We start from the raw sequence: 14728 nt of genomic DNA on the forward strand, positions 1-14728 counted from the left end.
TCTTATTCATAGCGAATAGGAAACCTCCTTGCTTTGTTGGTGGGTTGCAGCTCAACTATAGCACAGGCTTTTCCTATTCGCTATCTTTTTTTATCCGCTAGTGTAACACATCTATTGTAATCCTACATGCGAATTTTATTAAAAGCGGCTAAATTTAAAAGGCGAAAGCCTAAATACCTCATTTTTCTCCGTCATCTTATTCTATTTTTAACATAACTTTCCCTTTTTGTCCATATATTTAACCAAATGTAAAGCATGGCCGAAAACATCCGCGAGGGCAAATTCACCATCCGATTATAAAAAGGTTCCCCCTTTCCGGTCCCGACCGGAAAGGGGGAATATCTATAAGCATAGGAGAAAGAGAAATGAAAAAGTATGTTTATATTATAGTGCCAAATTATTAAAATTTTATTAACCAGCCGTTAACCATCGGAAAATAATTTCTCTATTTATTATACCTAATACTGTTTTCCATATAATCCACATATACATACCCTCACGGCAGCCATATCTTCAATCCCACTTTCTTCACAGCGCGCCGCAACGTATCGACAAATACCTGTTTACATCACTCCCAAATTATAGTAAAATTCAATCAGTATATTTCCTAAAAAATCAAATTTCGGGGATGGTGCTTTATATGAAATACTTTGCAAGGTTGAATCTCATGGCGCTTTTATATGGCTTTGCCCTATTTGCGCAGACCGAGCTGATGGTAAATGCATATCGTTTGGAGAGAATAACACATTGGTTTAGTTTCGCTATAAACGGGATAGCGGTTTTAATCTTATTTGTCCTCTTTACGATCGCACTATGCGTTTTAACAAAGAAGTATCTGGACAAAAGAAAGATGAGATACATACTGTTGATCCTTTGGCTGCCTTATTATGTAATCTTAACATTTTTATTCTCTTGCCTATTCCCTATGACCAATCGGGCAGATGAGCCTTCTCCTGTATTAGGCCTTATATTGATTGGCATATGGATTGCCTACCCTCTCTATATTGCGGTTATCAATTTGATATTTCCGCGGAAGTCGATACCGCAGTAAATATAAAGTTATACTGGCTCCGGCTTTGTATCAAAAAACCCAGTGATTTAACATCACTGGGTTTTTTGTTTATTCTTTATATACTGGCGGTATTTCGAGGAACTTTATATCCGGATTGTTATTTTCGATTCGGTTCATTATCCACTGGTTTGCAAACAAAACAACCTGCCGCTGATACTGGTCGGTGACGAGCATAGCATCGCCTGTAAATCCAAGCTGGTCGGGCGTCAGATTTCCCGGCTCGGTCCATCTGGCATAGGTAAAGGGAAGCCTTTCTATTATAATATTGACGCCGTACTCATTCTTAAGGCGGTACTCAAGCACCTCGAGCTGCAGGACACCGACAACGCCGACTATCAGTGTTTCATATGCGGCGTCAGGCCGTTTGAAAAGCTGTATGGCTCCCTCCTGCGAGATTTGCTCCATGCCTTTCAAAAACTGTTTGCGCTTCATTGCATCCTTAATGGATACATTCGCAAAATGCTCGGCCGGGAACATTGGTATTCCTTCAAAATTGAAGTTGAGCTTTGGTGAACAGAGCGTGTCGCCGATTTTGAAAATGCCCGGGTCGAATAGACCGATTATATCTCCCGCATATGCCTCTTCAACCGCGTTTCTGTCCTGCGCCAGAAACTGCTGGGGCTGTGAAAGCTTGATTGTCTTGCCTGTCCGCATCTGCTTTACAATCATATCTTTCTCAAATTTTCCGGAACAGATGCGCATAAACGCGATACGGTCGCGGTGGGCAGGGTTCATGTTCGCCTGTATTTTGAAAATAAAACCTGAGAACTCGTCGCCGTCCGGCGCTATTTCTCCGATATCTGATTTATGGGCGCTCGGCGGCGGAGCCAATCTTAAGAAATCCTCAAGGAAGGGCTGTACCCCGAAATTGGTCATGGCACTGCCGAAATAAAGCGGGGTCAGCTCGCCGCGTTTTACCTTTTCAAGATCGAACGGGTCGCCCGCCATGTCGAGCAGCTCAATATCCTCGCAGAGCTTGTCATAGAGCTTGTCTCCGATTACTTCTCGGAAATGCTCGTCGCCCACACTGCCGACCTCGGAAGCGACTATGTTCTGGCCATGCCCGGAGTTTTCAAAAAGCTCAATTTGGGCCTTGCTCCGGTTATAAACGCCCTTAAAATCTACGCCGTTGCCTATCGGCCAGTTCATCGGGCATGACCTTATGCCGAGGGTATTCTCTATTTCCTCCATCAGTTCAAACGGGTCTTTGCAGAAACGGTCCATTTTGTTGATGAAGGTAAAAATCGGTATACCCCTCATGCGGCAGACATGGAAGAGCTTGATTGTCTGCGCCTCGACGCCTTTTGCGCCGTCGATAAGCATGACGGCGCTGTCCGCCGCCACGAGCGTGCGGTATGTGTCCTCACTGAAGTCCTGATGTCCAGGGGTATCCAAGATATTTATGTGAAAACCTTCATATTCAAACTGCATAACGCTCGACGTGACGGAAATACCTCTTTGCTTCTCAATTTCCATCCAGTCAGAAACCGCGTGTTTCTGAGCCTTGCGCCCTTTGACCGCGCCCGCGAGCCTTATCGCTCCCCCGTAAAGCAGGAGCTTTTCGGTAAGCGTTGTTTTTCCCGCGTCAGGGTGAGATATGATGGCAAAAGTCCTTCTGCGATTAATTTCGTTTAGTAACGTGTTATCACTTGACACTAACATCAACCTTTATATGATTTAATGATTTTTTCACCGTTTTATAATTATAGCGTTTTTCAGCAGAAATCTCCACTATTATTTTCTGATATGCAGAAATCGCAGCACAAATCCTGTATCATTGCCGTAATCCCTGCATTATTTTGCGCAATCCCATGATTTCTTATTTTGCAGGTTTCCCGAAAAGCAAGAAAATTGATACACTTTTGTAACTATTTTATTAATTTACTTGATAGGCAGCTTAATTTATGATAAAATTTTAGTTAAAACACTAAAGAATTTTCTTTATTTTAATAATTTCATTAATATAAAGGATATTTATAAAATTAGATACCGGAGGGCCAGGCAGGCAGCCTGAAATAGAATGAAGAGCAAATTAGTAGTTACTATGGCTTTTTCAATGCTATTTACATATATAACAGCAAGCAGCGGTGCAGCCTTGATTTCAAAGGCTGCTGACCCCGCATCAGACCCGTCCGCCCCGCAGATAACCGCCGAAGCCGCAATTGTCGCCGACGCGGATACGGGTTATATTTACTACAACAAAAATATGCACCAAAAAATGTATCCTGCCAGTATAACAAAGATACTGACAGGGCTGGTCGCGGTTGAAAACGGGCACGACAGCGACATTATAACGATTAACGGGAACATAGGCGAGGGAATGCCCAGCGACGCGGCACGCATCTACCTCGAGGACGGCGAAGTGATAACGCAGGAAGAAGCGCTTTATACCATGTTCCTCGCCTCGGCAAATGACTCTGCGAATGCGCTTGCCCTGCACATCGGGGGCACAATAGAGAAATTCGTAAATATGATGAATGAGCGCGCAAAGGAACTCGGCGCGGTTGACAGTCATTTCTCTAACCCCAGCGGGCTTCCCGACAAAAACAACGTGACAAGTGCATATGACATGGCCATTATCACAAAAAAGGCCCTTCAAGAGCCAGCCCTTATGAAATATTTCGGCGCAAAAAGCTATACTATGCCGGCTACAAATAAGCGTGAGCCTATCGCGTTTTCAACATTGCACAAAATGATGAAAAACACGATTTACAAATATGAAGGGACAATCGCGGGAAAAACCGGCTGGGAAACCATGTCCGGCCACACGCTGGTAACGGCAGCAAAACGAAAAGGGCGAACGCTTATCTGCGTTGTTTTAAAAAGCAGCAACGGCAATACGGTCTATAAAGACACACGGGCACTTCTTGATTACGCGTTTGCAAAAGAAATCGACACTTCTTCAGCCCAATATCTGGCCTCACCTCTAAAAAAAGTGCAGGCGGAAACCACATCGAATCCAATTAAAAATGTTCCACCTCCGTCGTCCGTCAAGCTGAATGCTGGCCAAAAGGATAAGGATATGGCTGGACCGGCAATTGTTCTTATATGCTCCGTTTGCCTTTTTATTCTGCTTATCTCCTTTGGGCGAAAAACAATTGCCATCAGAAAGAGATAAGAATAAATATTTAGCCAAAAAAAGCGGCCGATTAATTCGGCCGTAATTTTTTTTAAATTTTTTTGAAAAAAGTATTGACAAGGACGAAAAGATGGTATATATTATAACCATACCAAAACAGTATATTTCCTCAAAGGCATTTTCCAATTGGCCGATGATTGATGGCTTTAATTTGCGGCTGTAATCTGCGAGGTTTTAAAGCCAGAATTCGTTCGGCAACCCTTAAAGGATGATTTGATAATGAGAATAACTCAAGAAGGAGATTATGCTCTCAGAGTTGTCCTTTATCTTTACAGATATGGAATGGGCAAACGAATTGAGGCCAAAGCAATATCCAGCCATGAAAATGTGCCTCAGAGGTTTCTTTTAAAACTGCTGAGGAAACTTGCAGCCGCGGGCATAATCGAGTCTTATAAAGGATACGGTGGTGGTTACGCTATTACAAGGCCACCTGAAACAGTAAGTATCCTGGATGTATTGGAGGCCATTGAAGGCCCAGTGATAATCAACAAGTGCCTTGGGGATGAATCCGCATGCAATGCTGGAAGGGCAAAAACTTGTCAAATGCACAAGGCGCTTGAATCTGTTCAAAATAAGCTGATTAAAGAGTTGTCAGCAATAAATTTTAAAAAATTGCTAAATCAAAATTTTAAGTAGTCAAAAATTTGAATATATTAAAATAATTAAAGTTTGGAGGTAATAGGTATGAAAAAATGGGTATGTCCAGTATGTGGTTATGTTTATGAAGGCGAGAATCCGCCGGAGAAGTGCCCTCAGTGCGGAGCACCTGGTGAGAAATTCACCGAAAAGAAAGAGGATGCGATGGAGTGGGCCGATGAACACAAAATCGGTGTCGCAAAGGGCATTGATCCTCAGGTTATCGAAGGCTTAAAGGCTAACTTCACTGGTGAATGCTCTGAAGTAGGTATGTACCTCGCAATGTCCCGTCAGGCTGACAGAGAGGGATATCCTGAAGTTGCTGAGGCTTATAAGAGAATCGCCTTTGAAGAGGCTGAACATGCGGCAAAGTTTGCTGAGCTCTTGGGCGAAGTAGTACTGCCGGATACAAAGAAGAACCTCGAAATGAGAGTCGAAGCTGAATACGGTGCCTGCAAAGGCAAAAAGGACCTTGCAACTCTTGCCAAGAAGCTCGGCTATGACGCCATCCATGACACCGTACATGAGATGTGCAAAGACGAGGCAAGGCATGGCAAAGCGTTCAAGGGCCTCCTCGACAGATATTTTAAGTAATAAAACCTATAGCAGCAATTATACTGCAAGTTTAACAGCTTTCGGTTTATACCGAAAGCTGTTTTTATTTTCATTCTTTGCGCTTATTTTATATGCTTGCCAATAGTAATAAAACAAACTGCCTGCCCCATCAGATACCGGCACTTAGGTGCTTACATATTGGGTCAGCGCATAAGTAGTTGGTATACTCCTCCCGTCAAAGCTGCCGGAGATAAGGTATACTTCGCTGTGAATGGCTCTCTTGTCTATTATGACAGTGACAGTTGAGCTGTCTTTTTCCAGCGGAATGAACATATAGCTTTGCATTCCATTTGAAAGAGTGGTAACAACCATCAGCTTTGCGTCTTTAAGCCGGTAAGACAATAACTCGCGGTTGACCGTGACATTGAATGCCTTTGCTGTCCCGGTTGACGTATATTTAGCGTCCGCTTTGACAGTGTAGTTTATCGACGGCGATTTTAGTTTGACGGCGAAAATATATGAGCCTGATTTGAATGCCGTAAAAGACACCGTTTTGTTGTCAAGGTCAAACACCGCTCCCACGTTTTGAAGTTTACCTGCAGCGGCATCGTAATAATAAACGACCGGTGTCCCCTGCTCCAAATACTTTTTTTCTTTGCTGCTGAATGAAATGACCGCTCCTGCGTTTATCTGGCTGCCGACTACAGCGGTTCCGCCCTCAATTGTTATATCTGTTCCGCATATTGCCGAGCAATCATCATCTGTGAGTTCCGACGCCGCATTCAGAATATCTTGCTGTGTTTCTCGGCTTACAACGAGCAAATTTCCTGTTCCCTTATAGCTTTTCAGTGTTTTGGCCGATATTATGACTGAATCCTTGCCCAGTACAAATTCAAAATTATCGCTGTCGTCAACGAGTTCCAAATAGTCTGGCACCTGGGCTATGTACCTGTCCCCGCCGCTCTTTGAGTTCACCGTCACCTTTGTCTTATACCCGCGAAAGATGTTAAGCGTATATGTTTTCGTGGAACCGTCAACAGATGTCACTGTTATGGTTATAACATTGATGCCGGGCGACAGGCTGACGTGCCCGGTAGTTGTCCCGCTTATTTTCACCTTTGCCTGAGCACTGTCAGGCACAGCGTTTATATAAACATTTGAAACACTGTTGTCAACTTTGGCAGAATAGGTTGTTACATCGCTGGAAAACGCCGGCGAAAGCTCAGCGCCAACTACAGTAAGTTCTTTTAAACCGGACGGGGCCTCAACGCTTCGGGTTACGTCGAGATTATAGGTTTTCGACCTGCCGTCTTCCATTGAAACAGTTATTTGTATGTGATTGGGCCCTACCGACAGCGGCAGCGTATAATTTGTCCCGTCTTGAACACGCTCACCGTTTATAGTGATGATTTGAGTATTGTCCCGCGCTGTTGGTGTAATTATAAGATTATTTACGCTGTAGTCGACTCTTGCGGTATAATTCTGTGTACGCGTGGAGAAGGCGGGGTTTAACGTACCGTCGCTTATAAGAAGCGATGAAAGGCCCGGTGAGTCTGCAGCTTTTCGGTTTATGGTAAGCGTATAATTGTTCACTATACCGCTTTGTGATATCACCGTTATTACCGCCGTATTGTCACCGACAAAAAGCGGCATGCGGTATTTTTCTCCGCTTTCGACTAACAAGCCGTTTATCAAGATTTTATCTGATTCAATCTCATCAAAAGGCGTTAATTCAATTACAGAAATGTCGCTGTCAACATTTGCAGAATATGAGGTCTGTAACGATGAAAATGAGGGGCTTAATTTGCCGGCACTGATTTCAAGATCTTGAAGAGTCCCCGATTCCGGCATCTTTCTATTAATTATCAGGATATATGTTGTTGAAGCGCCGGTTTCATTTGCTGCCGTAATCCAAATAATATTTTCGCCGTAATCGAGGTCGATGGTATAGCCGCTGCCGCTTTGAACGATGTTGTTGTTTATTGTAATAACTTTTGTGCCGATATTCCCTGTTGGCGTTATGTCAACCGTCTTTATTTTGCTTTCAACTATCGCCGTATAAATAGTTTTATTAGGTGAAAAAGAGGGGCTTAACGTCCCAACGCTCAGTTTCAATCCGGACAGTGCCGGAGGCGGCATTTCTTCTCGCACGACATTGAGAACATAAGTTCTTGTACTGCAGTCAGCCGCTAATAGTGTGATAGCTATGACATTATTGCCTATTGACAGCGGAACACTTACAGTGCTGCCGTTTTCCACCAAGGTATTATTTATTGATATGCAGTCCACTACTTCATTAGCTATCGGAGTAACCTGCAAATTATCAATAATGTACGGTACGGTTACTGAATAGCAGGTGACATCTGGGTTGAATTCCGGATCGAGACTGCCAGCGCTTAGAGTCAGCCCTTTAAGTGCGGGAAGATTTTGTGTGTTAAACACAAGTCTTATTGTATAATGTCTCTGAGCACTGCCGGCGGTCACATTAATATATAGCGCGTCATCGTATTCGTCCATTGAAATTGTGCACGGGTATCCGCTCTTGCAGGAAACGCCATTAATTTCAATGACGGCATTCTGAGATACTGCGAACGCTATTATCGTTATGTTTTCCCGCTTGTCTAAATATAGGGTATAATTTGTTTCCTCGGTGTTAAATTCAGGGCTCAGACTGCCGCAGTCAATATAGATTTGTGTAAGATCCGCATCCTTTAATTTGGTCTGATCGTTAAGTGCCATTGAATCGCTCAGACCGCAATAAAATAAGAACAAAAGTACTGAAACAAACAGTATTCGTTCAAGCTTATTCATCGGATACAAACCTCTGAAAATATAATTTGCAGACAACTTTAAGTGTGCCTGCTTGTTCGCTCATTTCACCAGACCTTGAAGTACCCATCATACGATACTGCCGGATTCGGTAGAGGCCACATCCTTCTCATTCCTTCTGAGCACCGCAAGACTGCTTGTTGAAAGTCTGTTCCCATGCCGAAATTAAGCTCTAAACATCTGCTCAGATTATAGACTCTCTGCTATATAATGGGCGGCAGGCAACCCCTACCGCCGCATAAGAGAACATCATTCGCATTGGTTTAAAATGTAATTACATCATATAAAACTACAAGTAAATTATAGACAATTTTTCTTATTTAGTCAACGAAATTAGTAGAATTTTTATTTATTTTGTCATATTATGTCGAATGAATGGCTGATTTTGAGTTTTCAATTAGTTCCCCGCAATATAAATCACCCCATATGCTAAGAAACAAAAACGGCCGGCGGTTATTTAAAACCGCCGGCCGCTGTATAATCCTATTTTAACAATTATCCAATACCCCTACCCGAATCTTTTCGGCAACAGAAATTGCCTTATCCCGATGTTTTTAAATCATTCTTAATCTGTGTTGTCGAAATCTCCGGTGTACGTGGCAAATATATTACTTCGCATTTATCCTTTAAATAATCAAATTTCCCGGCCCAATCATCGCCCATTACAAATATATCTATTTTATATTCTATAATATCCCTTTCTTTCTGTTCCCAACATGTTTCAGGTATCACAAGATCGACGTAACGTATTGCCTCAAGCAAGCTTTTTCGTTTTTCATATGAGAAATAGCTCTTTTTATGTTTTTCTTTCCAATTGAACTCATCAGTCGATAAAGCGACTATCAGATAGTCACCCAGTTTTTTTGCGTTTTTAAGAAGATTGATATGACCGTAATGCAGCAAATCAAAAGTGCCATATGTAATCACACGTTTCATTTCCATCATTCTTTCGTCATATATTATATCCCATTTTCTTTTTTCAGCTCTTCCAGAAGCAAATTACATACCCTTTCGCCGATATGCCCGTCTGCCGACGGCATATCCTCCTGCATTATTTTCAGCCTTTGCGCCTTCGTCGCATCAATCCCATGGGCAATACGGTCTACAAATGCAGCGATTTCTTGCGTACTTGTAGCCTGCTCCAAACAATCAATCCGAATCATATAGTCGATAAACCTTTTCTCTTTTGCCTCCTGCTCTTTCCTTAACCACAGAATCGGTTTTTCTGTCAGCATATATTGGGCCATAATAGAGCTAAAATCAGTGATAAGCGCATCGGAACATTGGAACGCAAGATTATAGGATTTATTCTTGTCAATAACCATGTTATCCGACTTTTTCACAGCTTCTTTAAGCCCATCCCAGAAAGGCTTATACTGCGGATAATACAGTTTGAAAATAGTCTCCGTCATCGGATGCGGCCGCCAAATCAGCGCAATATCGTTCCTGCTGGAAAATAGTTCAATGATCGCTTTTCCATACTCCAAAAGGGTAGACCAATCTGAGTCAATTCTATAGTGATTGTTCCAAAGAAATACCTTTCTGTTTTTAAGTTTGCTTTTCCAATCATCAGGCAAATTGGGCTTCTCTTTTAATTCATTAATATTGTCCCACTTGGGCAAACCAGTTACAAGCACATTCTCGCCGTGCTTCGGCGAATACTTTATATGTAAATCCTTCATCTTTTGGGATTGTGCAATTATTCTCCAAGCATACTGTACGACAGGCATCAAACAATGGGCTTGAATACTTTCCTCGTCAACTACTCTTTCCGTATAGTACGGCAGATACACTAATCTGGCATATTTCGCAATATTCACGGGCCAGAATTGGGGCAAGGTCACGCTTTCATATGGGTTGCTGATAAAAACCAAGTCAGGGTTGTCTTTCGATATATCATATTGTTTATAAGGAATGTGCTTAATACCTAATGGTGTAAGGTAATCCTCATATATTACATCTGTCTTGACCGTCCCGCCAAGATTTACTGCGCGGTATATCGGTTCCAAGACTACTGCCACATCGCAGTCTTTTCTGTTTTTAAAAGCGTCGTAAACACTGCTCATGGAATCCCATTTTTGTCCCAATTCAGCAAAGAAAACGACGCGATAGGTTATATCTATGGCGCCTTTATAAAGTTTCTTGAATTCAATAATATTTTCAATAAGCTTAGAAACCTCTTCGCGATTGAGTCCCTTCCCCTCTGTCCCAAGAAGGTCGGTACATTGCTTTTTGATAATTTTAAGTAGGTCAAATATGTTTTTATCCCGTATAGATTCCTTGTTGCTTTGCAAGGTTTTTTTAAGCCTGTCAATCACTTGAACGCAATTGGCCAACAATTGATAGCAAATTGGCCCGCCATCGCTTTTTTGGATATATTCGGCAGCCTCCTGCAATGTGTTGCACATGTTATAAAGGTATACATAGAGCGAATAACGCATTTCTTTTCTCACTTTCATTTTTAGAATTACTTTTGACGGCAGGTATATGACCTATATCCTTTAGTACAAAGCATGATAAATACGTTTGTATTATGTTTATCGTCACAAATCACGAAAACATTAGGCCACCGCTACCGGACAACATTTCAAAGCCCAAGCTCCTTCACCAGCATCTTCCCAAGCTTTTTAGCGCCATAATCATTGAGATGGTTTCGATAGTATGAGGTAACAGGGGGAACATACAAAAGTATTTTCACGCCACGGCGGTCCATATCTTCCAAAAAGCCAGCAAATAGCTTGCGGTTTTCCTCTACGGTTGCAGAATACTTAAAGAACTTATTATGGCTTGCCGCACGTTTCTGAGCACGTTCATGGTTTGTTACATCATCAGATGTAAGAACTTGGCTTTCAACACGCGGGTAAGGGAAATAATGTGAATCCGCAAAATTTTTCTTAAGCTTCTCTATATATTGCTTCTCCATTACCGGACAGTGCTCTATACGATTTATCAATGAGAGAAACCGCAATTACAGTTTCTTTTTTGCCAATACCCACTATTAGGACTCCTTTTTTGTTGGATTACTGCGGTATCACAATTGTTTCATGTTTTTTAATGCACTTTATAAGCTGCTCGCAACTTGTAATGAATTGCTCATGTTGAACCGAATACATGAGCGGATAACGTATTTGCTCCTTTCAATTTGTTATTCAGTCAAGGAGTTCTTCGGCCGTTTTTTCTTTAATATAAAATGTATTTTCTATAATATAAATCGTTTACTTTAGGTTTATCGTCATAAGTCAAGAAAATCTTAAGGCGGCACATATAAACCCAGAAGCAAAGACCCAAAGGCAAGAAGTCTTCAAAAAATTATAACTTAATTCCGGTAGCCCTGCTTGATAACTTTCAAAAAACGATTAATGTGTCAATTTGCGCTTCTGCTGAGGCATTTATTGATTAAAAAGTGAAAGCCGCAGCCTTTGATAGGCTGCGGCTTTTTGATGGTGGACACATCGGGACTCGAACCCAAGACCTCTTGCGTGTGAAGCAAGCGCTCTAACCAGCTGAGCTATGCGTCCTTATGAAAAAGCCCCTGCTTAAAACAGGGGACTTGAACTATGGTGACCCGGAGGGGAGTCGAACCCCTGTTACAGCCGTGAAAGGGCCGTGTCTTGACCACTTGACCACCGGGCCATTTTTTTACCCCTGAATTCATCACTTTTCAAAAGAAAGTCTCCCGGCCCGACTTAGGGTCGGGAGATTTCTGTGGTAGCGGCGGTCGGAGTCGAACCAACGACACTGCGGGTATGAACCGCATGCTCTAGCCAACTGAGCTACGCCGCCATGTGATGCCGCCTGGGGCGATGTTTATTATATACTATTATCAATGGTCTTGTCAATAGTTATTTTTCAAAAAGCATTAAATAATATGTATGAAATCTATTCCACCCATATTCACCCCGGCAGCGGCGGGCTTTCCGGGCTGCCGGAAGTGACAGGGATACTACTAATATAATTACGGATTGATTGAGTAGTTGGGTGCTTCTTTTGTGATATAGATATCATGAGGATGGCTTTCTTTGAGGCCTGCGCCGGTAATCTGGACGAATCTGCTGTTCTGGTGGAGCTCCTCAATAGTGTGGCAGCCGCAGTAACCCATACCGGCTTGGATACCGCCGATCAACTGGAATATTGTATCAGATACCGGCCCTTTGTAAGGCACTCTTCCTTCTACGCCTTCCGGAACGAGCTTCTTTTGGTCCTCCTGGAAGTATCTGTCCTTGCTGCCGTTATCCATAGCGCCAAGGCTGCCCATACCGCGATAGACCTTAAAGCGGCGGCCCTGATAAATTTCGCTTTCACCGGGTGCTTCTTCGCAACCAGCGAGCAGCGAACCGATCATTACTGTATCTGCGCCGGCTGCAAGGGCCTTTACGATATCACCGGAATACTTGATACCGCCGTCGCCGATTACAGGAACGTCGTATTTTGCGGCGACGCATGCGCAGTCATAGATTGCTGTAATCTGAGGAACACCGATACCTGCGACAATACGCGTCGTGCAGATAGAGCCCGGTCCCATACCGACCTTTACCGCGTCCGCACCGGCTTCAATGAGGTCACGAGCGCCTTCTGCCGTTGCGACGTTGCCGGCAATCAACTGAGCATCCGGGAACTTCGACTTTATCTTCTCGACACATTCTAAGATACCTTTTGAATGGCCGTGTGCACTGTCAAGAACAAGTACGTCAACCTGAGCGTCAAGCAAAGCCTCTGCACGCTTCAGAACGTCCTTCGTCACGCCGATAGCCGCTCCGCAGAGGAGCCTGCCGCTGGCGTCACGGGCTGAATTCGGATACTGGACAGACTTCTCAATATCCTTTATAGTGATAAGGCCTTTGAGCTCTCCGTTATCGTCAACAATGAGCAGCTTTTCAATCTTATGCTTCATAAGTATGGACTTTGCTTGCTCTAATGTCGTCCCGACAGGTGCAGTGACAAGGTTTTCTTTGGTCATTACATCTTTTATTTTTATGTTGTAATCGGTGATAAAACGGAGGTCGCGGTTGGTGATGATACCTACGAGCTTCTTGCCCTCACATATAGGAACGCCCGAAATACGGTACTTGCTCATCAAAGCATTTGCGTCGTAAACATAATGTTCCGGCGACAAATAAAAAGGATTGACAATTACGCCGTTTTCTGAGCGTTTGACCTTATCCACTTCATCCACTTGTTTTTCTATCGACATATTCTTATGGATTATGCCGATTCCGCCCTCTCTGGCCATTGCGATAGCCATTTTGGATTCGGTTACGGTATCCATAGCTGACGAAATGATTGGGATATTAAGCGATATTTTTTTGGTAAGCCTTGTTTTGACCTTGATTTGGCGCGGGATTATATCCGATTTTGCAGGAATAAGCAAAACATCATCAAAAGTAAGCCCCTTCTTCCCAAATTTCTCTTCGTAATTTGTGTTAATCAAAAAAAGCACTCCTTTCAGATTAATAAAAACTCAAAATACAGAACCGGCGGGAATACTTTGCCGCCAACGTAACCTGAAACCGGATAAATCTCCGCTGCTGACCAGCGGCGGCTGCCGAACTAAACGTATCGCAGTAGGCCTTTTAAAACTTTAAAACAGTTCGGTCACCGTCTTCCAGAGCATTCAGGCACTTTCATCATGTAGATAAACAGGATTATACGAAAACCGTTTGCCTAATACTAAAAACAGCCCTACTCACTGCCTTCGTATTAGTTCAGTCCAAATTATATAAAACGTCCCGCGAAATGTTTTGTAATCAAAACCGTTCACAGGACTGCCGCAAAAACGATAAAACAGCAAAATCGGCTGTTCCCAAGGCGCAATTTTTTTGATAAGAGCCGCAAAATCTGTATTTTTATTATTGTAACCTTTTATTTTCTATTTTTCAATAAGAATACACAACCAAAATCAAAGCTGCTTTTTAAAAATTTTATCCTAAATTGTCAATTGGGCCGCATTATATCCCCCGTTGCGAATCAAAAACTGTCGAACAAGGTATCAATTACCATGTAAAAAGCCCCATCGTGTGGGGAATATTTTTATATGGAGGTTTGATTTTATGAAAATGACAAAAAAAGAATACGATGCCATGACAAAGGTAAAATCGCCTAAATCTAATTTAGTTAAAGATATGATTTGGGCGTTTCTTGTGGGCGGGCTTATCTGCACAATCGGGCAGGCGCTCTTAAACATGTATAAAGCCTTTGGGCTCGACAAGGTAAACGCGTCGTCTTCTGTGTCGATAACGCTTGTTTTCGTAGGAGCGCTGCTTACCGGCCTCAAAGTATATGACAATATTGCAAAGCACGCGGGGGCAGGTACGCTGGTTCCTATAACGGGTTTTGCTAACTCCATTGTTTCTCCGGCTTTGGAATTCAAAAGTGAAGGCTTTATTCTCGGCATGAGTGCGAAAATGTTCACAATAGCCGGACCGGTACTTGTGTTTGGAATATCGGCCTCAATAATATACGGACTTATTCTCTGGATATTCAGATTGTTTTAATTCTCG

11 protein-coding genes and 3 tRNA genes are annotated in these 14728 nt (G+C 42.8%); 5 read left to right on the forward strand and 9 right to left on the reverse strand.

Going from position 1 to position 14728, the window contains the following annotated elements; all coding sequences use genetic code 11:
• Positions 1-640: 640 nt before the first annotated feature.
• Positions 641-1051 carry a hypothetical protein gene (locus tag V6C21_RS00775; protein WP_045085823.1) on the forward strand — a complete coding sequence of 137 codons (411 nt, stop codon included), beginning with the start codon at positions 641-643 and terminating at the stop codon, positions 1049-1051.
• A 69-nt stretch (positions 1052-1120) separates the two neighbouring features.
• On the opposite strand, the gene V6C21_RS00780 is transcribed toward V6C21_RS00775, so the two are convergent.
• Positions 1121-2734 carry a peptide chain release factor 3 gene (locus tag V6C21_RS00780; protein WP_479268091.1) on the reverse strand — a complete coding sequence of 538 codons (1614 nt, stop codon included), beginning with the start codon at positions 2732-2734 and terminating at the stop codon, positions 1121-1123.
• A gap of 358 nt (positions 2735-3092) precedes the next feature.
• Between V6C21_RS00780 and V6C21_RS00785 the strand changes: the two genes are divergently transcribed.
• From V6C21_RS00785 to V6C21_RS00795, 3 genes are all read left to right on the forward strand, one after another.
• Entirely contained in the window at positions 3093-4190 is a 1098-nt protein-coding gene (locus tag V6C21_RS00785) for a D-alanyl-D-alanine carboxypeptidase family protein (protein WP_479268092.1), read from the forward strand.
• 240 nt (positions 4191-4430) lie between these two features.
• Positions 4431-4847, forward strand: a complete 417-nt coding sequence (locus tag V6C21_RS00790) for an RrF2 family transcriptional regulator (RefSeq protein WP_034841781.1) — start codon at positions 4431-4433, stop codon at positions 4845-4847.
• Between the two features lie 48 nt (positions 4848-4895).
• Positions 4896-5441, forward strand: a complete 546-nt coding sequence (locus V6C21_RS00795) for an NADH peroxidase (RefSeq protein ID WP_034841783.1) — start codon at positions 4896-4898, stop codon at positions 5439-5441.
• A 144-nt stretch (positions 5442-5585) separates the two neighbouring features.
• Here the strand turns inward: V6C21_RS00795 and V6C21_RS00800 are convergent, their stop codons facing one another.
• The 8 genes from V6C21_RS00800 to guaB all read right to left on the reverse strand — a co-directional run bounded on the left by V6C21_RS00800 (position 5586) and on the right by guaB (position 13659).
• On the reverse strand, positions 5586-8141 hold the full coding sequence (locus V6C21_RS00800; protein ID WP_479268093.1) for a cadherin-like beta sandwich domain-containing protein: 2556 nt from the start codon (positions 8139-8141) through the stop codon (positions 5586-5588).
• Positions 8142-8771: 630 nt separating this feature from the next.
• Positions 8772-9167 carry a glycerol-3-phosphate cytidylyltransferase gene (tagD, locus tag V6C21_RS00805; protein ID WP_034841846.1) on the reverse strand — a complete coding sequence of 132 codons (396 nt, stop codon included), beginning with the start codon at positions 9165-9167 and terminating at the stop codon, positions 8772-8774.
• Positions 9168-9190: 23 nt separating this feature from the next.
• Positions 9191-10690, reverse strand: coding sequence for a CDP-glycerol glycerophosphotransferase family protein (locus tag V6C21_RS00810; RefSeq protein WP_479268094.1), 1500 nt, complete (start codon positions 10688-10690; stop codon positions 9191-9193).
• 128 nt (positions 10691-10818) lie between these two features.
• Entirely contained in the window at positions 10819-11184 is a 366-nt protein-coding gene (locus V6C21_RS00815; protein ID WP_479268095.1) for a hypothetical protein, read from the reverse strand.
• Between the two features lie 488 nt (positions 11185-11672).
• A tRNA-Val gene (locus V6C21_RS00820) sits at positions 11673-11749 on the reverse strand.
• 40 nt (positions 11750-11789) lie between these two features.
• Positions 11790-11864: transfer RNA gene (locus V6C21_RS00825), tRNA-Glu, on the reverse strand.
• 73 nt (positions 11865-11937) lie between these two features.
• A tRNA-Met gene (locus V6C21_RS00830) sits at positions 11938-12014 on the reverse strand.
• Positions 12015-12186: 172 nt separating this feature from the next.
• On the reverse strand, positions 12187-13659 hold the full coding sequence (guaB, locus tag V6C21_RS00835; RefSeq protein WP_479268096.1) for an IMP dehydrogenase: 1473 nt from the start codon (positions 13657-13659) through the stop codon (positions 12187-12189).
• A gap of 619 nt (positions 13660-14278) precedes the next feature.
• On the opposite strand from guaB, the gene spoVAC reads away from it, so the two are divergent.
• Complete coding sequence (gene spoVAC, locus V6C21_RS00840) at positions 14279-14722, forward strand: stage V sporulation protein AC (RefSeq protein ID WP_034841885.1); 444 nt, start codon at positions 14279-14281, stop codon at positions 14720-14722.
• The last annotated feature ends 6 nt before the right edge of the window (positions 14723-14728 follow it).

It is taken from the genome of [Clostridium] cellulosi (genome assembly GCF_036762875.1).
Taxonomy (GTDB): Bacteria; Bacillota; Clostridia; order Oscillospirales; family Ethanoligenentaceae; genus Ruminiclostridium_D; species Ruminiclostridium_D cellulosi.